We start from the raw sequence: 25,025 nt of genomic DNA, 5'->3' as shown, positions 1-25,025 counted from the left end.
ATTAACTCATGAAATATTATTCCTTATTCGCTGGCACACTAGTGTGCGCAGCCAGCCTAACAAGTATCCATGCCAATGCGACTGAAGGAGGCGGTAACGCTTACCCTAATGGTGCGGAAGGCTTTATGGCCGGAGCATTACCACCAAGCGGCTTCTACTATCAGAATTTTTTAAACCATTACACCGTCGACAAACTTGCTGATGGTAATGGTCACGATTCTGGTTATGGGATCAATATTCAAGCAACCGCTGACGTCTCTCGGTTTATCTATATGACAAACCATAAGTTGTTGGGTGCTGATTGGGGGATGTACACCACCATTCCACTAGTTCATATCAGTGGTGATCTGTCAGTGGGTGACAAACAACTGGCGAACTCAAGTACTGATGGCCTTGGAGACATATCCATATCACCATTAATGTTGGCTTGGCATCAACCAAACTTTCACTATGCATTTGCCTTGGAAGTAACCACACCAAGTGGTGAATTCAACGCAACTAGTTTTGCCAACACTGGCCGTAACTACTGGGGATTTACGCCGGTATTTGTAGCAACCTACCTGAGTAATAATTTTGAAGCCTCAGCAAAAGTGATGTATGACTTCAATGGCAAGAACGATGACACTCAATACAAATCTGGTCAGGAGTTCCATTTTGACTATGCATTGGGCTATCACCTAAACAATTACACCGTGGGCCTCGCAGGGTATTACTATCAGCAAATGACTAATGATAAACAAAACGGCGAAGTCTACTTAGATGGCTATAAAGGCAAAGTGTTTGCTGTCGGCCCTGCAGTTAAGATAGATACGCAAGCAGGCTATTCGGTTGAGTTGCGTTATCAAAAGGAGATGGCAGCTGAATATAAACCTGAAGGTGACAAGTTCTGGTTAAAGTTCACGACTAAGCTTTAAGAAAGCCAATAGTGACACCCACTACCTATGTGTTGTGGGTGTCACAGCTTAATTCAATAATGCCTATACTCGTACATCACTCTTCCCTGCAATTCCGCTGGCAGCTATCGCGTATTTGAACCCGTTTCGCCATTTCCCGGCAATGGAAATGGCACCGCGACAATGTAGCGCTATTCGGATCAGCCATTTAGAACATCCTATGTTTGACTGGAAGAAGATTGATACTGTACTGCTCGATATGGATGGCACCCTGCTCGATCTGCACTTTGATAACCATTTTTGGTTGAGTCTGGTGCCGCAGGAGCTGAGCAAGCAGCGGGGATTAAGCCAGAGCCAGGCGCAACAATGGGTGGAAGAAGCCTACGGCAGAGTTGCGGGCATCTTAGGCTGGTATTGCCTTGATTATGAGCAAAAACAAGTTTCCGATTAGACCAAAGAAAAATGCCGTTCACTCTTAAGTAAACGGCATTACCCGAAGGCTGTCTATTGATCGCAATGTACTGGTCAACCCAAACTGGACACTTTTAGTTGAGAATTTTCAAACTCTACAGGTGACAGATCGTCATTAGCAGAATGAAGTCTCTCCAAGTTGTAATATTTCATGTAAGCCGTTACATCTTGCTTCATAAACTACCTTGCTGGTTGAGCAACTTTAAAAATCCAATCGTGTTTCAAACTACCAAAGAAACGCTCAACAACTGCATTATCCCAACACGCTGAGGGCATTCGGCAATCTAGTTAGTTCATTTCCATTGACTAAAATTTAAAGTTAGGGATTTTTAGTAAATTTTTGTTTTTTCTAGGGCTTTCTGAGCTAGATTTTGGCCGTGAACATGAAGGTTTCTCTTCACTCAATACAAGCTCTGCATAAACCAACTGCCGTCTCTTTTTTTCCCCTACCAACTTGTCATATTCAACACACATACTTAACCTGCATAAAGCTATCGTTGTTAATAATAAGACTAGCTCTTACATATACACATTACACTATATAAATGGTTGTGTTTTACGCTCAGTCAAGTGAACATACTCTTTGAGCTTAGAGTATAACATTGAATTCATGAAGCAAACATTGACATACGTTCTCTATGTATGAGATATCAATGTAAACTGACTTCAATCTAGTCAATCTAGTCGTTCATGTTAAAAATGAGTATTCCTTCATTAGGTTTGCGGTATAGGAACTTAAGAACTAGAACTCTAAACATCGGTTTAAGCTGAAGATTCAATTTTACAACGTAACAAGCTATTAGAGTAATACAGAGGAAAGAGTATGCAAAGAATAAATTATAACGAATCCACCTCAGTAGGGGTTGGAATGAGAGCTGCCTTGCTTATATTGGAAAAATGGAACTGCAACCAGCAGCAAATTCAGACTTTGCTAAAGTTACCTGAAAAGTATAACAACCTTGATATTGAAAAGGTGAACTTCAGTCAAGACCAAATAGTACGGATCAGCTATATACTGAATATTCACGCTGGGTTAAGTGCGTTTTTTAGTAACCCTGAAAATATTTATGGGTTTATGAACATGGTCAACCATAATGAACCTTTTAATGGCACAAGGCCAATAGATGTCATTTTCAACGGAAATATCAATGACTTCAAGATAGTTATGAGCCATATAGATCAGTTTGTTATACGCTAAATTTACCCTTTCTTCTTTAGCGTTTTCACGAAAACCTAGTCCATCTCAACACTATTAGGCATTTTACATTTAATGTTCTTTAAAATTTCAGAGTGACACTTTAAATCCTACAATCTTAAAAAATTTTTTTGTAACCTTGAAAAACTTTATTTTGTGACATTATAAAACTTTATTCTGTAACCATAGAAAACTTTATTTTGAAACCTTAAAAAACTTTATCCTGTGACCTTATAAAACTTTATTCTGCAACCATAGAAAACTTTATTTTGTAACCTTAAAAAACTTCATCTCACAAAAGCCACAACAAAATAGATAACAGTCCAATTTAATTTTCACAAAGAGTAGAATTCAATGTTAGCAAATTGCCTCTGTAGTTCTAACCAATAAACGCACTCCAACCTATTCCCAAGATAGAACTGATGATTTAAGATGCACAAATACGCTTACCAAAGCCGTACTTATCATCTTATTCTTCTGATGGGCAGGATTTTATGGAATAACGGGATAAATAGTCACCTTACAACCAGAATATAACTAACAAATAGTGTCAACAACTGGAAGCAACATGATTAATGCAACTGCTTAAATGCACTCAATAGGCCAATTAAAAAACTTAAAATTAAAAAACATAAATAAAAAACTATTCCTGTGACAAAACTAGCTCATGAATTGAAGATATTTACCATTTTTTTGTGATTTAATCTAAAGGCTTGGACGTTGGAGCTTGGTTATGAGTATCGAGAAATCTAAAAAAGTACTGCCCAATTTATTTTCACAGCACCAACACCCAGCACTTGTGAGACTGCGGGCAAATGAAAAGGTTAAACAGTGCGCCCCGCAGAACCGCACCTCCGACTCCTTTGTTGCACTTCAAATAGCGTTAAATGAAAGCACTATTCCACATGTCATCAGCACATTAAACACGCTTACACCCTCATTATCTTACCCAAAGTCTACACGATGCCGTATTACGCAGGCTCATCAAATTCAAGCGGCAAAACAAGCAGAATCCCCAGTTGTATTTAAAATGCAACTAGCTCACTTAGCGCAACTCTCTCCCAGCGCGATTCATACCTCAGATATCAGAAAAGGATATGAGTAATGGGAAAGCTACAAGCTAATGCTAAAAGTCATAGGCTAAAAAATTCCGGCGGTGTCATGCCCGATAGACTCGGTACTAACACAGCGTTAATGAAGATGTTTTACCAAGCCGAAAAACAGAGTCATGAAACCAACTCAGGCAAGTTATTAGTTGTTTTGTTGTATTTGTGGCTTACTCAGCAGTTAGATGACGTTCTCCTGCACGCCAATGAAAAACCTCTCACAGTAGATGATATTCCCGACTGTCACAAAGTGAAAAATAGTGATACATGCGAAGCACATCGATTCAAAAATCACAAGTTTGAGGATGGCAAGTCCTGGACCTATTACGCGCGTGCAACCATTACTCAAAAAGGCGATAAAAAATTCGAATGGCAACCCATCCCTAATAGCTTAATCCACATTTTCAAACCCTTCATTAGCAATCACAGCTATAACGTGCCGTGGCTAACGGCAGCTGAAAAACAACAATTGCTTAATCTGCTCATGGCCAAATGGCGAAAACCTGCTGAGATCGAACACTTTCCAGCGATAAGAAAGCAATTGTTTTTTAAGTACATAACTCACTGTATTCAAAAAGATAATCAACTTTCCAGTTTAACTAAATCATTATTACTACCTACTGATATACGGCACCATCGCCATGCCGCGGTTTATCAGCAAAAAAACAGTGAACAAGTTCGAGCAGAGCTATTTCACGCACAAGATCGGTATCTCAGCCGATTATTCACTCATGCAAACTCTCTAGGTGTGAGCAAACTGCTGACACTCACATTCTCGTCGAGTTCTACAGTAGGTAAAGCCACACTGCCCAACATTTCACTATTAAATGATAACGCCAAGAGAAACATTCCTGCTGACATTACAAGCTCAAAAGTGGGTGTGAGTTTTCATAGTAAATGGGTTGGTGAAGACCTAGAAAAATACGCAGACGAGTCTGTGTGCTACGGCAGTACTCGACTTATACCCGAGAGTAAGATTGTTGCGATTTTTAGTCATCTTCATGACGAGATAACTTCATCTAAACCTGAAAACAAAGCCGGTCAAGCCGCTTTAATTCATTATCACAATCTCTGCGCTAACCATACTGCGCTGTTATTTATACTGCTTACTGGCATGCGCCCTACCCATGCTATATCTATCAATAAACAATCACACTATGATTACCGCCGAACGACAGTATCAGATAAAGGCTTTCAACGCGAAATCAGAATTTGTGACTATCTTAGACAACAAATTCTGCATTACATCTCGTTGCAACAACAACTCAGTTCCAAGCTGAATTTGATCAATGATCTTCCCTGGGCATGGAGTTTATATGATGAAAATAATCAAGCGACTGCAATATCAGCAAAATCGCTGCGACAATTTTTATATCAAAGAGCCAATGGCATTGTCCCCTATGTGTTGCGTCATCAATTTGCGCAAAGTGCAGCTACCAGCATTATCCACAAACTGACAACACACCAAATTGATCGCTTAATGGGACACGCGGAGTACGGTGAACATCTGGGCAGTGACCATGTATTTCCAGCAAGCATGAAACAACAAGACTTATTTCTCGATAGTCTGCCAGCTCGTTACGGGTTAAAGGAGTTGAAATATGTCTAGTTTATTCAACAAATTAAACCCTGTTGAAGTTTATAATTATCACCAACGTCATGGTTTGTCTAACGCTAGCATAGATGCCATTGCCTGGGTGCTCAACCAGTGGCCTAACCCAACACTCAAAGTCTCAAGCCTTTCAGCTCAAAAGCCGAATCACATATCAATCTGCCAACTCCAAAGGCGTGAAATCACTCTTCAAGATTTACAGGTCATCAACAAAATCATCAGCTCGGTTCCGACAGGCAAGCAACGTCAATATAAAAGTGCGCTAGAAGCCATTATTGTCTACCTCAAAGAAGCACTGAAGTGGGAAACTCCAGAGGTTGAAAAACTGCCTTGGCCAGATCCTGATTTAAGATGGTATGAACGCATTACCGCTCAAGCAAATGATGCATTTAAACTGCAAACAGAGTATGAAAACTTCAAAGCTCAGTTCTTGAAACAGCGATCCGCACTGTCAGCTGAGTTTATGGCATTGATTATTGCACTTGAAATTGCGCCGCTAACGATTGCTCATCTCGTCAACATCATTAACGACAAAGACAGTATTCAGCGTATTGAAAGACAAACATATCTTAATATCAATCACTTAGACAAGCCATCAAACCAAGACGGTTTACCACAATCAAGCCGGTATCACCTGCCCTTATTTGTCTATCAATCATTGACGGAATATCAAGCATATTCGCATAGCCAGCTAACTGAAAAGCAATTGCTAAAAGGATTAGATAACTTATTAACGTCATTCTCCATATCAACTCAGGTTTCTCGTCATTACCAGCACCTTTTTCAAGCCGTTTGGCACTATCGCGATAATGTCGTTCCCACATTCTTAAAAGATATTAGTTACCCAGAACGTCATGTCGCAACCCCTTTAGTCTCGGTTGACAATAAGGACCAACAACGACAATTAGCGAGAATTTATGGCATCGATTATGACGAAATGGCAGTTGCCGCAATACCTAAAGCCCATCAAGCATCGAAAAAATGGCCGCACCTCGAACTGCAAAACAATCGCAATACGATTACAGAATGTGCCCACGAGCTAACTCATTGGCCTGTAGACAATATCCTGCCAACAATGCTCTATCGATACACCTTAGAGCTCATCAATTTCGGTGGGGTAAAAAAGCAAAAACTCGCAGACAGCACAATCAAAAAATACTGCAATATTCAATTAAAACTCACGAGCCCGCTCAGTTATGACCAAGCGATCGACCAAGAGCTACTACAACAATGGAGCCACAACATTTATGACAATTTAGCGACTGAAACAGAGCAACTGATCATGCTGTATTTTTTTCGCTTTATGCGTCACCAATCACTCACAGACCATTTAGACATTAGCCAGTTCGAACCACCACTCTGCCCTCCCGGGGTTGATCCGTTTCGGATCTCAATAGAACAGTTGCATGAAATCGTCGCAAAGCTCATCGCGCCGCCCTACGGGGGGTTATTGCAGAGGTTATTTTGCGCAGTCACTGTCATTATCAGCTATTTCGCAATGTTGCGCCGAGGAGAGTTACTGCGTCTTCGTTTAAAGGATGTATTTGTTGATCCCGCTAATAAACAACTATTTCGTTTCAATATCACAAATACTAAGGAGGGGAAGACTAAAAGCAGACATTCACGCGTTGTTTATACCGTCATACCGGAAGAATTCGCGATTCTAGTCAGAATTGTGATAAAAAACAGTGAACTTTGTGAACCTCACCAGCATTTGATCGGCTTCACAGAAGAGCCATACCATTCACGGCAGTTGCAATACTTATTACCTGTCACTAAATGCATCAAAGCAATATGCGGCCAGCAAGCGCGGTTTCATCACCTGCGTCATAGCGGTGTACATTTATTTATGCTGCAAGCACTACACCTTGCATACAATCTGCCGCCACAGCAAACCACGAATACTGAGCAAATAAAGCGCTTACTGCATGGAGACGTGCTTGCTGCGCGATTTGACTATTGGCTTGAAGGGCAACCATTTTCACTGTGCAATGATGGGATTTTGTTCGATGAAATAACTCGTCAAATCGGACACGAGTACTATGCAACAACTCGCTGGTCCTATCTGCACGATATAGACTGGCTTTACCCATTCTATCGGCCAGGCTTTGGAGAATCACAGCCTCGAGCATTCTCGCATAGTGAATTGCGATATTTACTGGGGTTAAAACACGACTCAAATGATCTATCACGTCAACTCGCTTTAATCAGCACTGATTACCAATCAAAAAGCATTAACCAGAAGCGTCAAACCCATGTCTTACTCACAGAGACAGCACTGAGACAACATCTATTTAAGACGAATAAAAATAGTGTCGCCCAAAAGCCGCTCAGCGATTTTCATACAGTCTCGATTGCACAAGACACAGTCAAATATCATCAAAAATGGCTTGGTAACGCCAACAAAATTTCTTATGACTTTCTTCAATATCTATTTCTTGAAATGCGAAAAGTAAAAGAGGTTAACTGGCCGTTATTAAGCCAAATCTCGCAATCTCCAGGCAAATATCAATCCTTGCCGATGACCAAAGCGCAAATCACAGCGCTCAGTAATTTGCCAGCAATCGTGCTAAGCAACGGCATACATCCAGCATTGAAATTAACCTTGGCGTGTAATGTCAAAAATGCACGACATTTTGCAGCAGTATTTCGTCAGCCACTCTGGCGCTGGTTAACGCCCAGCTTTGTGTTGACTGTGAACAGAAAAACAAAAATCGACATTCTATTAAACAGGTTAAAAGACAATTTTGCTCAATCGGGTGAAACAATAACACTTCAAAAACAACCTGTTGGTCAAAGCGAACTGACCATCACTCTGACGCCCAAATTGAGTGAAACCAAACTAACCCCTCATAAGCAGCACGCTAAGTTAGCGGATCTGCAATTTGTCATTCAACAAACACAGCTGTTTCTCCTACATTTTCAACAGACTAACTAGGAGTATTATGTCAAAATTAATAATTTCGAAAAGCAAATCCCCCTTGTTTATCAACATGATAAATGCACTAGACAAACATCATTCGGATGCATGTATCAGTGTGTTTATCGACAGCGATAACAGCCGTATGCTCCTTATTGGTGGTGCCACTGGTCAATACGGACAAATCGAAATACCTCTCGAAAAAGGCCATGGTTTGAAGAACGCCGAATTTTCGATCCCTTTCGATTTTTTCATGTGCATGAAAGAGCAGCAGCAAGAGTTTAATACCCTAGCCAATCAGTATATTTTTGAACTCAGGTACAAAAATGGTAAATACATCAATATCGAGTATTGTTTATTACTCAGAGACGACAAAAAGATTGATGATTCGATACATTTCCCAATGTCCCGTTTTGAATTAGACGATGCTCATGAAAATCATATTCAATATCAGGTGGCCAATACTCAACGTGCTTATCATGAGTTGAACAGACGCTCGATTGTTGACATTATCAATTCAACCAATTCACTCATACCCTTTGATTTTGTTGAATTTAGAAAAAATGAAAAAGAGATCCGCTTTCAGAAAAATGGTGAAGTCACGACCAAACGATTACAAGACAATATCGACTTACCTCATACCCTCCCCTTGACTGAGGCCGCGAGCCAAACACTTAAAACGCTGTATATGAACTCTGAAACAGGCAGCATAGCGTTTTGTTTAGAGGGTGAACTACTCACGTTTAAAACTGACCAACACACGCAAAGTATTTCTCTGGAAGGCATAGATCAATTTCATCAAAAAATAACGCAGGAGAGCAGGTTACTCCTTGAATTTGCGTCTAATTTATACGATTTCAAACAGTTAAATAACATGATCTTAAAAGAAACCAGCGTTAGATCGCTCAATACTGCGATGCTACTGTTTGACAACAACAGACTATTTTCATGCATGCTGCCAGGACGCAGGGAATTCATACGCGAAGTGAGCGTCAAGCACCTTCATCATCACGACGCATTGCTGTTTTCTTATTCACCTCGCACTCTCAAAGACATGAAGTTAAAAATTTTCGCCAAAGGAGGCGAGATCCGAATTACGTTAACTCAAAATCAAAATGGTGAACTGAAACTCAATTTCTATGACAAGCCAGAAGATATGGCACCATTTGATAGCCTTAACTTAGTATCAGAACAATCATTGTTATCTGCATACCTAAAATTGAAAAACGAGTACCTGAACACTTACGATGACCGCTACATTTTGCCGACATCGCGCCAAGGAGAACTCGACTTGTTTGCCGAACAACCAAGCGATGTGCCAGAAGAAATTGATGCCCCAGTTAATGACATGGAGTCGCATGCGCAATACACCGACACGACAGAAACCCAAACAGAAGATAAACTCAAGAACGCTGGTGTTTATTCGCCAACGACTCATCCTGATTTAGCACCTAAACCGAACAATAAGCATTCTGAAAACATCACAGATAACAGTAGCAATTTAGCCAATATCGATGAATATGGGTTTGCCGATGATTAAGTCAGGTCTCAAACAGTAAACTGAATACGGTTGCGTGTGGTTGTGTGTGAGGTGGGGTAAATGACGTCAACAAACTTACGCTAAATTGCCTAACAATTTTCATTGGCAAATGGTCAATTTAAAAAGCGGAGCAATTTGAAACAAAGTACTGGACAAAAAAACAGTATTAGTTATATTGATAGGTGTGTTTTTAACCAATAGTTGGCAAGCTGCAACTATTGGGAAAGGGACATTTCAGGTTGAGTTGCGCGATGTAAAAGTGCGGTTAACCTAATAAATAAGCAGTTGGGAGAGAGCGGCGGCAACCACTCTCCCCCGTACCGGCTGCGCTAGCTATTAACAGACACCCAGCCGATGGCGAAATTCTAACGAATTCCATCGGATAGGGACAGTGCTATTTGATGGAGGCCACCTATGGCTCATATTCGTGTACGTCCAAATGGGCGTATTCAGTTCGACATGCATCTTTATGGCTGCCGTTTTCGTGAAGGTACAAAAATGCTGGCCACACCTAAAAACCTTGCTACTGCCAAAACTACGCTCAAAAAAATGAACGCTGAGATAGATTTAGGCTGCTTTCAATACCGTGACTATTTTCCCAAAAGTAAAAAAGTCGCTCAATTTGAGCAGTTGCAGCGTGACAAACATCCTGATCGTGAATATCCATTTTTCAATGATTTTGCTTATCAGTGGTTTGAACGCAAAAAGGCGACGTGGAAAAATAGCTATAGAAACACCATGCAAAACGTTTTAGATAAGTATCTGATCCCACAATTTGGCAATACATTGATGAATGAGATCACCCTATCGCAGGTTGATTTTTATCGCCAGCAGTTAATGCAAATGCTGAAAGCAGATAATACCCGTCAATTATCTAATCGACGCATTAATAACTTACTGTGGCCCATCGTCTCAATGGTGAGCCTCGCTGCAGAAGAATATAAATTTGAATACCCATTGAGACGCTATCGCTCACTTAAAGAAGAAAAGGCTGAGTCTCATCCCATGACCATAAAGGAGGTTAAACTTTTTCTATCCCACATTCCTCTGGAATGGAAAGATTACTTCATCATTCGCTTTTGGACCGGCATGCGCAGCTGTGAAATACATGGATTAGAGTGGCAACATGTTGATTTTAATCACCGCTTAATTCGCATACGGCAAAACTGGGTGAATGGGGAAGTGTGTGATGTGAAAACACCAAAATCTCGGCGTGATCTTAAGATGTGTGACACGGTATACGATGCCTTTAAACGCATTAAAAATTTGGCACTGTCAGAATCAGGCTTTGTGTTTACGGGCAAATCAGATGCGCCACTGGATACCCATTTTGTTAGCAAAAAATTATGGTACCCGACACTCATTAAAGCGGGACTGAAACGTCGACGAGCTTATGAAACTCGCCACACCGCGGCAGTGCTGCATATCGCAGCGCTAGAAAATCCACTGTATATCTCACAAATGCTTGGTCACAGTGATACACGGTTATTATTTGATGTCTACGCACCTTATGTTGCAAACGCATCCCGAAACGATGGCAGCGCGTTTGATAAACTCATGCGCAACGAAAACATGCTGTAAAACATTCTGAGCCGTAAGTAAGTATTCGCATGTTGGATGAAATCCCGAAATCATCGGTAGCAGTCGGTGATCACAACGCTAAAATCGATTAACAGATGTGGTCACCGAAATACCAGAAAAGCAATTTGAATTGACGCCAAGACGATTATTTTACATCAAATGAGTAACAGCGTTGCCGCTCCACAGAGCTAAACCAAATTACCAGATAAGTAACTTAGTGAAGACCTCAGGCTAAGCTCGCGCAAGGCATAGGTCTACAGATTGTAACCTCATAAGTAACAATCTGTAGACCTATTAGCTTGAGTAACCGTCGTTCTCATCTATTGTAAGCTGGCCAGATAGCGAACGACCGTATGGTCAATGTTGTGCCATACAAAATCTGACATTTCCACCCTCCGTGGTAGTCAGATGCAGTAGATAGAACACTTGAGAAAAAAGAGTACAGGTGCTGTCATCGATGCGGGGATCCCACTTTTATACCGTCATTCGTAAACTGTGAGTTACGTAGTGACGCCCCATAGCCGCTTTTAACCTGCTGTAATCCTTAGCAAAGCGGCATCCAAAGGACACTAGAGCACTTCGCCGCTAGAGTCTAGTTCCTAGAGCCACGTAGTGGCGTTCTAGAGCGATTGTGTGCGTCCTGAAGCGTTTTTTGCAGCGGCATAGCCGTTACGAAGCAGCACCCTTGCGCTATTTGTATTGCCAAAATTCATCAAAATTTTCGTCATTAAACATAGCAAAATCAAAAATGTCGTTAAAACTCCCCCGTCTGCTACGTTGGTTTAATTCCTTTTGTATCGCTTGTACTGTTTTTATCTTACTGACTTTTTCGAGTAACTCTTCTGTTTCAATCGTGAGCACATCACCATATTGTGCTAACTCCTTAGCACGTGACGCTTTTGAACCACTCCCAAAACGTTGCCAAATCATACTTTTAATATCATTGCCATTCTGCATTGATTGATAATCTCGATTTAACAAACCAATTTTAACCTGCAACGCAGCCTCAATACGTTTAATCATATCTGCATCGGCTTCAAGCTTATACTCTGGCAAATATTCAAGGGCCAACATCAGCAAGGCAACAGCATCCTTGCTTTTCTTGGCTTGAGAGAGTTGCTGCATCAAGTCTTTTTTCAGCGCCTTTTTCGCAGGCTCAGGCTCTTTATCGGGATGAAATTGATTCGCCAATTGTCGATACAATTTGGTCATGGTTTTATCGCTAAATAACTCAAGGCTTAATGCTTGCTCTGGTTGGTCGATTCAAGAAAAAATCATCCTCTTGGGCATCATACTCAGCCTCATCTTGCTCAAACGCATTTTCAGCGTCGCCGTCATCAAAAGCCTTATTGTGCTGCTCAGCCAATTTTTGCTCAAAAAATGCCTGGAACTTCGCCGGTTCATCAATTAGCTCAGACAGTTTTGCATCGTCTATATCTAACTCAAAGCCAAACATAGATTCTAACTCTTCACGAAAAGCATCAAGCTCGTGCTGACCTATGTCTTGCTTGGGCAAGGTTGCTTGATAAGCCATAAGCTGGCTAGTAAAGCTATCGCGTATTTCGTGAGTATTGATAGGATTAAATGGGTTCGATTCAATAACGTTTAATTCTTCTTCGATCCATTCCAACAACGCCTCCCGTTGGCGACCTTTAATGGATTTACGTGGCACAAAAGTCAATAAATGGCGCACCCATTGGGCTGAGGCATCACATATCGCCTGCTCTTTTTCAAGTAATTGCGAGGTAAACTCGTGATAAAAAACCTCTAATTTTGTTTGATAGCGTTTATTCCTTAATTGCTTTTTTTCGTAGTCTTGCCACAATTTTTCGAGTATTTGCGTGCGGTTACGGGATTGACTTGAAGCTGAAGTATTGATGATGCTCATTAATGACATAAGTATTTTCTTCTGATGAAATGTTTACAACCCTTGAGACCAAAAATGCAGAAATTCGACAAAGTTACTACAAACGTAAACGGTTGACGGAACGCTCAATAACAGCGTCTGCACCCTTGCAAATTAAAGCAATCTACCTCTTGCATCTGCCCCCTGGCAGCGTCGCTTTGCAGCGTTCTAGATCTTAGCTTCTAAATCGCCTCTACCGCCATTTTTAGCACTACACTATCCTTTGGCATTAATGCAATACGAAATCCGATTCCGCTAAAAACTCGATTAATCAACTCAACACCGTTTTTACCTTTATCGCTTTCTATATCAGACAATGCTTTACGGCTAACGCCAACCATTTTGGCATACTGGTCCTGGCTAAGTGATAACAACTCAACTCTCAGCCATTTAAGTACTTGGCCTTGAGTCTTCTTCCCCGAAAAGAGATCCAATGTTGCGGCTAATAATAAATCTTCCCTATCTTTAAGGGTCAAAGGCTTTCGATTAACCGAAATTTTTTTTCGACCACCTCTGCCTTTTGTTTCAATCGAATCCGTTGCAACATTAGATGAAACCGTCATAATAGCCCCCATTGCTGCATTCTCGCTTCTAAGGTTGCAAAACCAATTCCCGAATGCGCAAGAATCGATTCAGGCACATCCCGCTGACGTAAACGCTGCTCAAGACCAAGTAAACGCACTGCGGTTTCATTCAAAGCGCTCATTAACTCATTAGGCGACAGTAAATCGGATAAATGTTCTGCAATTGCAGGAAAGTTATACACACCACCTAACTCCATCCCCTCACCCCAGGTAAAGGTCCGAGTGATCATCTCATAATCTGCTTTCATGGGCGCAAAATCATAAATGGGGGCCAACTGGACGCGATTTCCATACTTGATAAAAGAGGTATTTCGGCCATGATTATCTGAATTTCCAAAGGCAATATTTAATAAATCTCTTCGCACCCATTCAACCACAAACGCCTCAATGCCACTCTTGCCTTCAAGCTCAGCCCCAACATCAAGTAACGTCCTGGTATTACCGTAGTTTTCTTTTTTATTAAACGCGACCAAAAGCCGTCTAATCACATCGGCATGTAGCAAAGGCTTTGCTGTCGGCTCACCTAAAATGGCATAAACCGACTCCATGCCATAACTCACCATAGCCCCCGCCTCAATACCATAATCAAAACGTGGCAACCATAAAGAAGGGCCACGCTCAGCTTCAATAAGCTTCATCGAGTCAACGGAAATAGTCTCAAAGCCCAATTGTGTAAGCTCATGATAAAAATGAAACTCTGCACGCAAAATATCGCTATCCAGGGAGGTTTTACCCCTTGGAAACTTAACTAAATAAGGCTGATCGAGATTGCGCGGATCATCTTGAAAGGTATCAATCCAAACACCATGCTGCTCATTTAATCGCACTAATAACTTAGGTGCAGCACCGCCTGCACCGGAGGCGCCACCTGCATCAGCACCGCGAGATTGTGCATACTCAATAAAATCAATCTGTAACTCACTGACATCAGCGATGCTAAAGGTAACAGGTAATGACCTTTTAGCCTTTTCAGGCACCGATTCTTTTATACGTAAGTTGCCAATTGGCGCGATAGTTCCATATTTCAATAATTGGAAATCCCGTTCCAAATTAGGCAAATCCTGCAATCCAAGCCGCTTAACCCAATAATCCCGACTGGAGCCTGCCGGCATAATATCTTCTAAAAAACGATGCCAGTGAGGGCTTCGCAACGGGATATTATCAACGGGTAACGATACACTCACTGCAGTTTGCGCAAATTGATGGAAGTAAGACGTGACATGTTCGATATCATAATTTAATACACATGGCCCGCCAGTACCCTTCTCAGGTGCATAAAACCCCACCATAGCAACATCACGCCATTCTCCGGCAATGTTCATCTGCACCGTTAAAATTTGCATTACCTATCCCCAAAAGCAGACGACAATTAATGAACACTATAGCACTCAAAAATCAAGAAAACCTCAATTAATGACACCTACAACGCGCAGAAATAGGAGGGAAGAAAAAGCAGAGCGAAGAAGTTAACGGAACGCTTCGGTTCTAGGGCCTAGATTCTAGCACCACGTAGTGGCATCCAAGGGCCGCCCTAGAGACAGCGCCTTATATGCTATATACTCACCCCGTATTCATCAAATCCTGCAATGAGCCTATGCAACAACTAAATGAAAACATTATCATCAACTTACTGCGAGACAACATTCCGCAGTTGAAATTGATCTACCTGTTTGGCTCCTATGCACAGGGTACGCAACACTGCAACAGCGATATCGATATCGCGGTACTCGCCGATGTCATCTTAGACAATATCGCTCGCTGGCAACTTGCCCAAAAACTCGCTTCAGCGTTAGATACTGATGTTGATCTTGTTGATTTACGCACGGCATCCACAGTGTTATGCCAGCAGGTCGTCACCCAAGGAAAGCAACTTTGGGGAAGGCCACAAGATGATGAACTTTTTGCAATGAAGACCATCTCAATGTACCAACATCTACAAGCAGAAAGACAGGCAATTATTGATGACGTAACGGCCAACACTACAGCCAACGATCACAGGGGAAGTCACTTTGAATGACATTATTATCAATAAAATAACCACCATCAAGCGCTGTATAAAACGTATCCAACAAGTCTATGGTGATGGCAGCAAGTTCAAACAAGACTTCACCTTGCAAGATAGCGTTATCCTCAATTTACAACGCTGCTGCGAAGCCAGTATCGACATAGCCAATCATATTAACCGCCAACAACAACTGGGGATCCCCCAGAGTAGCCGTGATAGCTTTACATTACTCGCACAAAATAACGTTATTACTCAGCCACTAGCTGATAACTTAAAGAAAATGGTCGGACTTAGAAACATCGCAGTACATGACTACCAAGAACTCAACCTCGATATCGTTGTGCATGTTGTACATCATCATCTTGAGGATTTTGAGCAATTTATTGAAGTGATAAAAGTAGACCAAAGATGCTGACGGTTGACGGAACGCTTCGCTTACAACAAAAGCCGAACGGGCTCCACCCTGCTAGAGCGTTTCGCTTCTAGGTTCTACACGTAGTTGTGTCCTAGAGGCCGAAGGCCGTCCTAGCAGTTGCGAAGCAACGCCCTAGATTCTATCTCCTCGCTTATGCCGCTTTGACTGCATGAGCGATATATTCAGCTTGTTGTTGGGTCAAGGCAATGTCCGTTGACTCAACCATTACTCGAATTAGGGGTTCGGTACCCGATTTGCGTAATAATACTCGCCCCTCGTCCCCTAAAACTTCCTCAGCGGTTAGCACAGCTTGTTTAACACTGTCTTTAGCCAAAATGCTATCAGGGCAGCCAGAATTTAATCGCACATTGATAAGCACTTGCGGCAATTTAGTCATATCGGCTTTAAGCTCGGCCAAACGTTTACCTGACTCTAAAATGGCTTTGAGAACCTGCAAAGATGCCACAATGCCATCGCCAGTTGAAGCATGCTGCAAACTCAAAATATGCCCAGAGCCTTCGCCGCCCAGTTTCCAACCCGTTTGTTTGAGCTGTTCAACCACATAACGGTCACCAACCTTAGCCCGCACAAAAGGAATATCCATTTGTTTAAGTGCCAGTTCTAATCCGAGATTAGACATGAGCGTACCAACCACCCCGCCCTGCATTTCACCTTTTTGATATGCTGCTTGAGCCAAAATAAACAAAATCTCATCGCCATCAACTACATGGCCATTATGGTCAACGAACATGACTCGGTCAGCATCACCATCAAGCGCAATACCTAAATCCGCTTCGTGGATCATCACCGCAGATTGCAAGCTATCTAAATGTGTTGCGCCACAATGATCGTTAATGTTCACGCCGTTGGGTTTGTCATTAATGCTAATCACCTCGGCCCCTAACTCGCGATACACATTCGGGGCAATATGGTAGGCAGCACCATGGGCACTATCGACAACAATCTTTAATCCCGCCAAGCTTAAATGATTCGGGAAAGTGCCTTTACAAAACTCAATATAACGACCGGCAGCATCATCAATGCGACGCACTTTACCCAGTTTTTCAGAAGCAACACATTGCAACGCATTATGCTCAAGTGCTTGCTCTAATAGCGCTTCAATTTCAAGCTCTTGTGCATCATTCAGCTTGGTGCCTGTGTTTGAAAAAAACTTAATACCATTATCATAAAAAGGATTATGGGAAGCACTGATCACCACACCAGCATCGGCCCTAAAAGTTGATGCTAAATACGCCACCGCAGGCGTTGGCATCGGGCCAATTAATGCCACATTTACCCCCGCAGCAGAAAAACCAGCTTCCATTGCGGATTCAAGCATATACCCACTACTACGAGTATCCTTACCAATTAACACCTCTTTAGTGCCTGTGGATGCGAGCACTGTACCTGCCGCCCAACCTAACTTCATCGCAAAATCAGGCGTAATTGGGAATTTACCAACTTTGCCACGCACACCATCAGTACCAAAATACTTCCTAGACATACAAAATCCTTAAAAACGCTAAAAGACAAAAAGCCAGCTTGAATTAGCTGGCTTTTGAAATAGTTAGTAGGCTTTGAAAAAAGGGCCTTAAAAATTAATCTTGTCTAACCCAAGTGAGGATTTGCCACACATTAGCAAGTGCCCAATTATAGGCAGCAAAAATAGCTAAAAAAGACACGAACATAATTGATTCGGGGATTTGAGCTATATCAGCTCCAATACCTATCGCAGCAAACAAAAGTGAGGCGAGTGATATCCTGATCAAGGTTTGTTTTCGGTTATAACCCGCACGTTCAAAAATATGGTGCAAGTGGTCACGGTCAGGTTTAAACGGCGACATGCCTTTTTTAATCCTTCTATACATAATTGCCACCATATCCATTAACGGAATCGCGATGAGATACAACGCAGTGACTGGCGAGAACACCTGCCCTTGGTGTAAATGGTTACTATCAGCTTGAGTCCCCAGCACCAATAACCAAACAACCGTTAAGCCAATCAACATGCTGCCAGCATCCCCCATAAATACCTTGTCTAAAGAAGGGAACGGCCAACGCAAGTTGAACAATAAGTAACCCACTATTGCACCAATAAACAACAAGGGTAATAAAAACCAGCTATTACCAGCCCAATAGAATATAAAAGCTAACGACGAAAAAGTGACAAGGCTTAGCATACCCGCTAAACCATCAATGCCATCGACCATATTAAAGGCATTGATAGCACCAATCACCGCAATAGTCGTAACAAAAATGCCGGCATAACCGAGCTTAAACTCAAAAAAATGCAGGATATGGCCAAATGTTGTCAGATGTAACCCTGCACCAAAAATCAAAATAGAAGCGGTAATCACCTGTGCAGTGATTCGGACACGAACAGACAAATCATATCTATCATCCAGTACGCCAAGAAAAAGAATTAACGCAGCAGAAATAAGATATAAATTAAAGGTTTGGCTTTGTGGGATAACAATACTGGAGACCAATAGCACACTACAATAGATAGATACTCCACCAATTAATGGAATAGCACCTACATGCAGCTTACGCTCATTGGGTAAATCGACTAAACCAACTCGTTGAGCGATAGGATTCAAGACTTTAATTGCAACACAAGTTAAACAAAATACGCTCAAAAGCGATATGAAGTATTCCATCACTCTCTTCCTTAAGCTAAATACATCATGATTACAGAACAGCTACTCAAACTTTATTTAAAAAATGGCATCGGATTATAACAGTCGAAACTACAGCAGATAAGCCCACTCATATTAAAAATGATAAAATTTTTACTAAGGTATTAAATAGATTTAGAAACTTTTATGTCTTTACGCCAAAACGCTGTAATACGCCAGATGTTATTGATTAAACCAAAGTACAACGCAAATGTTGCTAAAAATGCTAAAAACATAATATTTTCATCAACTTTGGCAAGTTCAGACCAAATACCGACAGCAACCATTATTGCTGCCGCAGTACAAATAACCATCAGCGATGAATGAGAGGATAGCCCCATTCGTTGGCAGATATGATGTAAATGCTCGCGGTCAGGTTTAAATGGCGATTGGCCTTTACGAATACGACGGATCATGATGCAAACCATATCCATCAGCGGTAATGCAATTAACCAGAGCGCGGTTACCGGACGAATAGCAGTAGCTCGCTCACCTTGGCTGGCCACAATCAGCAACCAAATCACCGTGAAACCGATAAAAATGCTCCCCGCATCGCCCATAAACACCTTAAAACGTCGCCCGAACGGAAAACCTAAATTGAGCATGATATAAGGCAGCATCGCTGTAACCAGCAAAACCACAAAAAATAGCAAAACCATACATACCATGGAGATAAAATAAAATACCTAAGCCGCCAAAGGTGACAGACGCTAAACCGCCCAGCAAGCCGTCAATGCCATCGACCATATTAAAGGCATTTATCGCACCAATAACCGCAAAGATAGTCAGCAAAATACTAATAGGCTCGGGCAAATATATCGCCTCGCTGCCCATCAAGTAGCCTAAATTATATAAACTGCGCTCTCCTATCACGATCATTAACAGTGATATAAGCGCCTGCACCACTAGCCGAAGTTTAAAGCTAATATCGAAGCGGTCATCAATCGCACCAATAACCACAAGAATAAAGGCGCAGCTCGCATACAAAACTGGTTCAATTAACAGCGTTGGGATAAGCCACAACACCAACATCATGGTCATAAATACGCTCACCCCACCGACCAAGGGAATTTGGCCAGTATGATGTTTACGCTCATTCGGTTTATCAACCAAACCAATCCGTTGAGCAACCTTGCGAAATACAAACAAACTAGATAAAAGAAACTAAAAAAACAACTAAAACAGCGATGTTTGTTGACATAAAAACCACTAGCTAGTAAAAAAAGGAAACATAAAGCAATATGAAACATAATTGCTACACTAACCGACACCAAAACATCTATTAAATTGCATATAAAAGGAAAGAGAAACAACACAATTTCTATTCTCCATAAACTCTACAGTTTATAGAATACGAAAATAAAATATTATTGATAAGTATCTTCGTACATTTGAGTAATAACTTTCCATGTATATCGTCTTTCTGCAATCATTTTCATATTCATCGAAATTACGGTAAGTTCATTTTCATTTATTGTTCTCAGTTTATCATAGAGGTCTTTTGATGAAGCGAAAAATAAAGCCTTATCTTCAGTACTATATCGATTAAATGCGCAATCAAAAGCAAAAATTGGTTTTTCAAAGTGCATAGCCTCAACTAAGGATGGATTCGTCCCGCCTGCGGAGTGACCATGAACATACCCCTTACATTGACTTCTTAACTTATACAGCTGATTTATATCATATATAGGGTCAAGTATTTGAATGTTAGGGCTAGTTGCAAACTTCCTTTTCAGATCTCGACCAAAATCACTAGCATCCCAATTTCCAACAAACTTTAATTTCTGTTGGCTATTCAAAAATGCTTCTAAGATCATCTGAACATTATTTTCAGGTTCGATTCGACATAAAGATAAAAAGTAATCATCAGTTGGCCCAACATCAACACCACTAATAATAGAGTGATCACCACCATAGGCAATAACTACATTGTTTTTCGAATACTCCGCATCAACATAATCACCAATTGCTTTATTATCAGTTATAATTATATCAGAAAATTTTACTGCAAATGATTCTGATAATTTCAAAAACTTTTTAGCCAAACGCCCCCATTTCTCACGCTTCCATTCTAAACCATCTATATTAGTAACTATTTTAGAATTTGAAAATAAACGATATATTGGCAGAAACAAACAACCTGAAACCCCTAAAATCAGCGTAACATCAGGTCTTTTGAAAAGACAACAAATTAGAGAATAGATATCATATGGAATACTTTGTATCCCATTTGCACTTAACGGGATATAACTTAAACTAGCCCCATTATATTCTGTTAATTGTTCAGGATATGATTTACTTGAACAAAACACATGATATTTTACATTGCTATTTGAATAACTAGTTAAATTCTCAACTAATGACTCAAAACCTCCATAACAAGCAGGTATACCAACAGTACCAATAACAGCAACATTCTTCATTAGAGCAAATCCTGTTCATACATGTTCAGTGCACCAATATCTTTGGGTGATAGTAATGGTTGACTACCAACTAACGGCCAACGAATTCCGATATCTTTATCACACCAAAGAATTGATTGCTCGGCAGATGGGTTATAGTAATCTGTACACTTATAAACGAACTCTGCATCATCACTAGTTACATAAAAACCATGGGCAAAACCTTCTGGTATCCATAACTGGCGTTTATTCGCAGCAGATAAATACTCACCTACCCATTGACCAAATGTTGGTGAGTTTCTTCTAATATCTACAGCAACATCAAATACCTCACCACTAATTACTCTAACTAATTTCCCTTGAGTATTTTTGGTTTGATAATGTAGACCTCGCAAAATACCTTTTTTCGACTTTGAGTGATTATCTTGTACAAAATTAGTCGGCATACCAGTTACTAGTTCTTCAAATTGCTTCTGGTTCCAGGTTTCCATAAAAAATCCACGTTCATCACCAAACACCGTTGGCTCAATGATTTTTATATCAGGAATATTAGTATCAATTATCTTCATATGATTAGTGTGTAGTTAATCTTTAATTGTGAATACAACGGGTGAGTTCGAAGTGATAAGCAACTACTAAGATTTAAACATAACCCATTAAGTTATTTAAAGCGGCTTGCCAGTCGCAAGGTTTAACACCAAAGACCTGCTCAATTTTTCGACAATCCAATTTAGAGTTTGCAGGACGTTTAGCTGGTGTTGGGTATTGATCCGAAGATATGCCGTTTACCAGCATATCTTTCCTAACGAGCTTCTGTGCCTTGGCCTGCTTAAAGATCTGACAGGAAAATTGATACCAACTAACATGAGGCAACCCAGAAAAATGATAAATCCCGTAGTGAGTATTGCCTGCATGCAGCGCTTTGGCTATTTCAATAAGTGTATTAGCGATATCACCAGCATAGGTTGGGCCACCAAATTGATCAGCTACAACACCAAGTTCATCTCGGGATTGCGCTAATCGAAGCATGGTTTTTACAAAGTTATTACCAGTTTCGCAAAACACCCAAGCAGTTCGCATAATAATATGACGTGGGCAAGCAGCAGCAACAGCAAGTTCGCCTGCGAGTTTGCTTTTTCCATATATTCCTTGTGGTGCAACATCATCAGTTTCAACATACTCACCAACTTTATCGCCTGCAAATACATAGTCGGTTGAGATATGTAGTATGGTTGCACCAACACTGTTAGCAGCTTGGGCTAAAAATTGTGGACCATCACGGTTAATGGCATATGAAAGTTCGACTTCTTGCTCTGCTTTATCAACAGCAGTGTGCGCCGCTGCATTAATAATGGCATCAGGTTTGAATTCATTAACCAGTTTGTTTACTGCTTCACAGTCAGTAATATCGAGCTGTTCACGATCTACAGCCAAAAATTCAATCTCTGGTATCTGGTTTAAGAGCTTTGCTACGCAGCTACCTACCTGGCCATTACTTCCGGTGACTAATATTTTCATAGTGTTGAATTGTGAATTGTGAGGTGTAAGTAAATGCTGAATGCTGAGACAGAAAACTCAGCATTCAACACAAAGCAATCAAGACTACTTTAAGTGTGCTAAATACTGACCATAGTCATTTTTAAGCATGGGTTTCGCGAGTTCTTTAAGTTGATCTGCAGTTAACCAACCATTGCGGTAGGCAATTTCTTCTAAACAAGCCACTTTTAAGCCCTGAACGTGCTCAATGGTTTGCACAAAAGAGGATGCTTCATGCAGACTCTCGTGTGTTCCAGTGTCTAACCAAGCAAAGCCACGACCAAGAAGCTCGACATTTAACTCACCAGCCTTGAGATACATTTCATTAAGCGTAGTGATCTCAAGTTCACCGCGATGTGAAGGCTTAACCTGTTTCGCTAGTTCCACCACTTTATTGTCGTAAAAATAGAGTCCTGTCACTGCATAAGATGATTTAGGTTGGAGTGGTTTTTCCTCAATAGAAACCGCCTTCATCTCAGCATCGAATTCGACAACACCAAAACGCTCAGGATCCTTTACTTGATAGCCGAAAACAGTTGCCCCAGTTTGACGATTCGCAGCATTTTTAAGTGTCTTTGAAAAAGATTGACCATAAAAAATATTATCACCAAGCACCAAACACACATGTGAGTCACCGATAAATTCTTCACCTATGATAAAAGCTTGAGCTAAACCATCGGGAGAGGGTTGAACGGCATAACTCAAGTTAATGCCAAAATCTGACCCATTACCTAATAATCGTTTGAAGCTGTCGTTATCTTCAGGAGTGGTAATAACCAATATATCTCGAATTCCGGCAAGCATTAGCGTAGATAAAGGATAGTAAATCATTGGTTTATCATAAATTGGCAACAGTTGTTTTGACACACCTCGGGTGAGTGGATACAACCGTGTACCAGAACCGCCAGCTAAAATAATTCCTTTCATTAAAAAGTTCCTAGAAAATATACGCCAGATTTTAGAAATCAGAGCGTTAAAAAATGGTTAAAGGGCTTAGATTCCTAAACGTTCGCGCTGATAAGTACCATCCTGAACGTGGTGGCACCATTCTTGGTTAGCTAAATACCATTCGATGGTTTTACGCAGGCCAGTTTCAAAAGTTTCTTGTGGTTGCCAATTTAGTTCTGCACTCATTTTACTTGCATCAATTGCATAACGGCGATCATGGCCAGGCCTATCGGTTACATAGGTAATTTGCTCAGCATAAGGCGTTGCTTTAGGTACTAATGAGTCCAAGATGCTACAAATGGTTTGAACCACTTCTATGTTCTGTTTTTCATTATGGCCACCAATATTGTAGGTTTCACCAACTTTACCCTCTGTAACCACTTTGTATAGTGCACGAGCATGGTCTTCAACATACAGCCAATCGCGGATCTGGTCGCCTTTTCCGTAAATAGGTAATGGCTTACCTTCAAGAGCATTAAGGATGACTAGTGGAATCAACTTTTCAGGAAAATGATATGGTCCATAGTTATTGGAACAATTGGTTACGATCGTCGGTAAACCATAAGTACGAAGCCAAGCGCGAACTAAATGGTCGCTAGAAGCTTTAGAGGCAGAATATGGGCTGCTCGGAGCATAAGGCGTTGTCTCGGTAAATAGAGGCAGTTCTTGATTGACCACTTGGCCTTCTTGTTCATCAGGATGTGGCAAATCACCATACACTTCATCCGTTGAAATATGATGGAAGCGGAATGCTGCCTTACGAACCTCATCGAGGCTAGTCCAATAAGCTCGGGAGGCTTCAAGCAAAGTATACGTACCCACAATATTAGTTTGAATAAAATCAGCAGGGCCAGTGATAGAGCGGTCAACATGGGACTCTGCGGCCAAATGCATTATTGCATCAGGTTTATATTGTGAAAAGATTCTATCCAGCTCAGCACGGTCACAAATATCGACTTGCTCAAATGCATAACGCTCACTTGTCGCCACGCTTACAAGCGATTCTAAATTGCCTGCATAAGTCAGTTTGTCAATATTAACTACGCTATCAGCAGTATTATTAACTATATGACGAACAACTGCAGAACCAATAAATCCTGCACCACCAGTAACAAGTATTTTCATATTATAAAACCTAATTTTTTATTAATTTTTTTATTGAACAAATACAATCAGAAATCGACGTCATTAGCAAGTCATCATTGGATACAAATTGAGTATCTCAGGATTCCC

The 25,025-nt window shown here is 41.0% G+C and carries 22 protein-coding genes and 2 pseudogenes; 10 read left to right on the top strand and 14 right to left on the bottom strand.

The features are described 5' to 3' along the window. Positions 1-8: 8 nt before the first annotated feature. Positions 9-914, top strand: coding sequence for a transporter (locus tag SHEWPOL2_RS14300; protein WP_037429305.1), 906 nt, complete (start codon positions 9-11; stop codon positions 912-914). Between the two features lie 199 nt (positions 915-1,113). Then, positions 1,114-1,335, top strand: a pseudogene (locus SHEWPOL2_RS14295) (HAD family hydrolase); the annotation flags it as partial. 83 nt (positions 1,336-1,418) lie between these two features. Here SHEWPOL2_RS14295 and SHEWPOL2_RS22500 read toward each other — a convergent pair. Continuing rightward, positions 1,419-1,631, bottom strand: a pseudogene (locus SHEWPOL2_RS22500) (integrase core domain-containing protein); the annotation flags it as partial. 556 nt (positions 1,632-2,187) lie between these two features. On the opposite strand from SHEWPOL2_RS22500, the gene SHEWPOL2_RS14290 reads away from it, so the two are divergent. From SHEWPOL2_RS14290 to SHEWPOL2_RS14265, 6 genes are all read left to right on the top strand, one after another. Next, positions 2,188-2,562: a hypothetical protein gene (locus SHEWPOL2_RS14290; protein WP_037429300.1), complete on the top strand. Its 375-nt coding sequence runs from the start codon at positions 2,188-2,190 to the stop codon at positions 2,560-2,562. 730 nt (positions 2,563-3,292) lie between these two features. Further along, complete coding sequence (locus SHEWPOL2_RS14285) at positions 3,293-3,664, top strand: hypothetical protein (protein ID WP_037429296.1); 372 nt, start codon at positions 3,293-3,295, stop codon at positions 3,662-3,664. Next, complete coding sequence (locus SHEWPOL2_RS14280) at positions 3,664-5,274, top strand: site-specific integrase (RefSeq protein ID WP_037429293.1); 1,611 nt, start codon at positions 3,664-3,666, stop codon at positions 5,272-5,274. The genes SHEWPOL2_RS14285 and SHEWPOL2_RS14280 overlap by 1 nt, the downstream gene beginning before the upstream one ends. Next, positions 5,267-8,215 carry a hypothetical protein gene (locus SHEWPOL2_RS14275; RefSeq protein ID WP_037429291.1) on the top strand — a complete coding sequence of 983 codons (2,949 nt, stop codon included), beginning with the start codon at positions 5,267-5,269 and terminating at the stop codon, positions 8,213-8,215. Before SHEWPOL2_RS14280 ends, SHEWPOL2_RS14275 begins: the two co-directional genes overlap by 8 nt. A gap of 7 nt (positions 8,216-8,222) precedes the next feature. Continuing rightward, positions 8,223-9,737 (top strand): hypothetical protein, encoded by a 1,515-nt coding sequence (locus SHEWPOL2_RS14270; RefSeq protein WP_037429290.1) that lies wholly within the window; start codon positions 8,223-8,225, stop codon positions 9,735-9,737. A gap of 414 nt (positions 9,738-10,151) precedes the next feature. Beyond that, positions 10,152-11,318, top strand: a complete 1,167-nt coding sequence (locus SHEWPOL2_RS14265; RefSeq protein ID WP_037429288.1) for a DUF3596 domain-containing protein — start codon at positions 10,152-10,154, stop codon at positions 11,316-11,318. A gap of 690 nt (positions 11,319-12,008) precedes the next feature. Here the strand turns inward: SHEWPOL2_RS14265 and SHEWPOL2_RS23215 are convergent. From SHEWPOL2_RS23215 to SHEWPOL2_RS14250, 4 genes are all read right to left on the bottom strand, one after another. After that, positions 12,009-12,509 carry a hypothetical protein gene (locus SHEWPOL2_RS23215; RefSeq protein WP_239642768.1) on the bottom strand — a complete coding sequence of 167 codons (501 nt, stop codon included), beginning with the start codon at positions 12,507-12,509 and terminating at the stop codon, positions 12,009-12,011. 40 nt (positions 12,510-12,549) lie between these two features. Further along, positions 12,550-13,206, bottom strand: coding sequence for a hypothetical protein (locus tag SHEWPOL2_RS23210; protein ID WP_239642767.1), 657 nt, complete (start codon positions 13,204-13,206; stop codon positions 12,550-12,552). A 200-nt stretch (positions 13,207-13,406) separates the two neighbouring features. Continuing rightward, positions 13,407-13,787, bottom strand: coding sequence for a helix-turn-helix transcriptional regulator (locus tag SHEWPOL2_RS14255; RefSeq protein WP_086024051.1), 381 nt, complete (start codon positions 13,785-13,787; stop codon positions 13,407-13,409). Beyond that, complete coding sequence (locus tag SHEWPOL2_RS14250; RefSeq protein ID WP_037429286.1) at positions 13,784-15,151, bottom strand: HipA domain-containing protein; 1,368 nt, start codon at positions 15,149-15,151, stop codon at positions 13,784-13,786. Before SHEWPOL2_RS14250 ends, SHEWPOL2_RS14255 begins: the two co-directional genes overlap by 4 nt. 251 nt (positions 15,152-15,402) lie before the next feature. Between SHEWPOL2_RS14250 and SHEWPOL2_RS14245 the strand changes: the two genes are divergently transcribed. Then, positions 15,403-15,825: a nucleotidyltransferase domain-containing protein gene (locus tag SHEWPOL2_RS14245; RefSeq protein WP_050991371.1), complete on the top strand. Its 423-nt coding sequence runs from the start codon at positions 15,403-15,405 to the stop codon at positions 15,823-15,825. Then, positions 15,818-16,228, top strand: a complete 411-nt coding sequence (locus tag SHEWPOL2_RS14240; protein WP_037429284.1) for a DUF86 domain-containing protein — start codon at positions 15,818-15,820, stop codon at positions 16,226-16,228. The genes SHEWPOL2_RS14245 and SHEWPOL2_RS14240 overlap by 8 nt, the downstream gene beginning before the upstream one ends. Before the next feature lie 151 nt (positions 16,229-16,379). On the opposite strand, the gene glmM is transcribed toward SHEWPOL2_RS14240, so the two are convergent. The 9 genes from glmM to rfbB all read right to left on the bottom strand — a co-directional run bounded on the left by glmM (position 16,380) and on the right by rfbB (position 24,917). After that, positions 16,380-17,732 carry a phosphoglucosamine mutase gene (glmM, locus tag SHEWPOL2_RS14235; protein WP_037429281.1) on the bottom strand — a complete coding sequence of 451 codons (1,353 nt, stop codon included), beginning with the start codon at positions 17,730-17,732 and terminating at the stop codon, positions 16,380-16,382. Positions 17,733-17,826: 94 nt separating this feature from the next. Beyond that, complete coding sequence (gene wecA / locus SHEWPOL2_RS14230) at positions 17,827-18,888, bottom strand: UDP-N-acetylglucosamine--undecaprenyl-phosphate N-acetylglucosaminephosphotransferase (protein WP_037429278.1); 1,062 nt, start codon at positions 18,886-18,888, stop codon at positions 17,827-17,829. A gap of 143 nt (positions 18,889-19,031) precedes the next feature. Beyond that, positions 19,032-19,526 (bottom strand): hypothetical protein, encoded by a 495-nt coding sequence (locus SHEWPOL2_RS23205; RefSeq protein ID WP_239642766.1) that lies wholly within the window; start codon positions 19,524-19,526, stop codon positions 19,032-19,034. Beyond that, positions 19,474-20,019 (bottom strand): MraY family glycosyltransferase, encoded by a 546-nt coding sequence (locus SHEWPOL2_RS23200; RefSeq protein WP_239642765.1) that lies wholly within the window; start codon positions 20,017-20,019, stop codon positions 19,474-19,476. Before SHEWPOL2_RS23200 ends, SHEWPOL2_RS23205 begins: the two co-directional genes overlap by 53 nt. Before the next feature lie 254 nt (positions 20,020-20,273). Then, entirely contained in the window at positions 20,274-21,329 is a 1,056-nt protein-coding gene (locus tag SHEWPOL2_RS14220; RefSeq protein WP_037429274.1) for a DUF1972 domain-containing protein, read from the bottom strand. Beyond that, a complete protein-coding gene (gene rfbC, locus SHEWPOL2_RS14215; protein WP_037429271.1) occupies positions 21,329-21,877 on the bottom strand; it encodes a dTDP-4-dehydrorhamnose 3,5-epimerase in 549 nt (182 codons plus the stop codon). The genes SHEWPOL2_RS14220 and rfbC overlap by 1 nt, the downstream gene beginning before the upstream one ends. A gap of 73 nt (positions 21,878-21,950) precedes the next feature. After that, positions 21,951-22,826: a dTDP-4-dehydrorhamnose reductase gene (gene rfbD, locus SHEWPOL2_RS14210; protein ID WP_037429268.1), complete on the bottom strand. Its 876-nt coding sequence runs from the start codon at positions 22,824-22,826 to the stop codon at positions 21,951-21,953. 84 nt (positions 22,827-22,910) lie between these two features. Further along, positions 22,911-23,771: a glucose-1-phosphate thymidylyltransferase RfbA gene (gene rfbA / locus SHEWPOL2_RS14205; RefSeq protein ID WP_037429265.1), complete on the bottom strand. Its 861-nt coding sequence runs from the start codon at positions 23,769-23,771 to the stop codon at positions 22,911-22,913. A 66-nt stretch (positions 23,772-23,837) separates the two neighbouring features. Further along, positions 23,838-24,917, bottom strand: coding sequence for a dTDP-glucose 4,6-dehydratase (gene rfbB, locus SHEWPOL2_RS14200; protein WP_037429263.1), 1,080 nt, complete (start codon positions 24,915-24,917; stop codon positions 23,838-23,840). Between the last annotated feature and the right edge of the window lie 108 nt (positions 24,918-25,025).

The organism is Shewanella sp. POL2 (assembly GCF_000282755.1).
Classification (GTDB): Bacteria; Pseudomonadota; Gammaproteobacteria; order Enterobacterales; family Shewanellaceae; genus Shewanella; species Shewanella xiamenensis.
The sequence above is the reverse complement of the archived record's forward strand: the minus strand, read 5'-3'. Positions and strand labels throughout refer to the sequence as shown.

Bases quoted from the DNA above. Each gene is read 5' to 3' on its own strand.
- glmM (WP_037429281.1), bottom strand. From the start codon at position 17,732: ATGTCTAGGAAGTATTTTGGTACTGATGGTGTGCGTGGCAAAGTTGGT.
- rfbC (WP_037429271.1), bottom strand. From the start codon at position 21,877: ATGAAGATAATTGATACTAATATTCCTGATATAAAAATCATTGAGCCA.
- wecA (WP_037429278.1), bottom strand. From the start codon at position 18,888: ATGGAATACTTCATATCGCTTTTGAGCGTATTTTGTTTAACTTGTGTT.
- rfbA (WP_037429265.1), bottom strand. From the start codon at position 23,771: ATGAAAGGAATTATTTTAGCTGGCGGTTCTGGTACACGGTTGTATCCA.
- SHEWPOL2_RS14300 (WP_037429305.1), top strand. From the start codon at position 9: ATGAAATATTATTCCTTATTCGCTGGCACACTAGTGTGCGCAGCCAGC.
- SHEWPOL2_RS14250 (WP_037429286.1), bottom strand. From the start codon at position 15,151: ATGCAAATTTTAACGGTGCAGATGAACATTGCCGGAGAATGGCGTGAT.
- SHEWPOL2_RS14285 (WP_037429296.1), top strand. From the start codon at position 3,293: ATGAGTATCGAGAAATCTAAAAAAGTACTGCCCAATTTATTTTCACAG.
- rfbD (WP_037429268.1), bottom strand. From the start codon at position 22,826: ATGAAAATATTAGTCACCGGAAGTAATGGCCAGGTAGGTAGCTGCGTA.
- SHEWPOL2_RS14220 (WP_037429274.1), bottom strand. From the start codon at position 21,329: ATGAAGAATGTTGCTGTTATTGGTACTGTTGGTATACCTGCTTGTTAT.
- SHEWPOL2_RS23210 (WP_239642767.1), bottom strand. From the start codon at position 13,206: ATGAGCATCATCAATACTTCAGCTTCAAGTCAATCCCGTAACCGCACG.
- SHEWPOL2_RS14255 (WP_086024051.1), bottom strand. From the start codon at position 13,787: ATGACGGTTTCATCTAATGTTGCAACGGATTCGATTGAAACAAAAGGC.
- rfbB (WP_037429263.1), bottom strand. From the start codon at position 24,917: ATGAAAATACTTGTTACTGGTGGTGCAGGATTTATTGGTTCTGCAGTT.
- SHEWPOL2_RS14265 (WP_037429288.1), top strand. From the start codon at position 10,152: ATGGCTCATATTCGTGTACGTCCAAATGGGCGTATTCAGTTCGACATG.
- SHEWPOL2_RS14270 (WP_037429290.1), top strand. From the start codon at position 8,223: ATGTCAAAATTAATAATTTCGAAAAGCAAATCCCCCTTGTTTATCAAC.
- SHEWPOL2_RS14245 (WP_050991371.1), top strand. From the start codon at position 15,403: ATGCAACAACTAAATGAAAACATTATCATCAACTTACTGCGAGACAAC.
- SHEWPOL2_RS14290 (WP_037429300.1), top strand. From the start codon at position 2,188: ATGCAAAGAATAAATTATAACGAATCCACCTCAGTAGGGGTTGGAATG.
- SHEWPOL2_RS14275 (WP_037429291.1), top strand. From the start codon at position 5,267: ATGTCTAGTTTATTCAACAAATTAAACCCTGTTGAAGTTTATAATTAT.
- SHEWPOL2_RS23205 (WP_239642766.1), bottom strand. From the start codon at position 19,526: ATGCTGCCTTATATCATGCTCAATTTAGGTTTTCCGTTCGGGCGACGT.
- SHEWPOL2_RS14280 (WP_037429293.1), top strand. From the start codon at position 3,664: ATGGGAAAGCTACAAGCTAATGCTAAAAGTCATAGGCTAAAAAATTCC.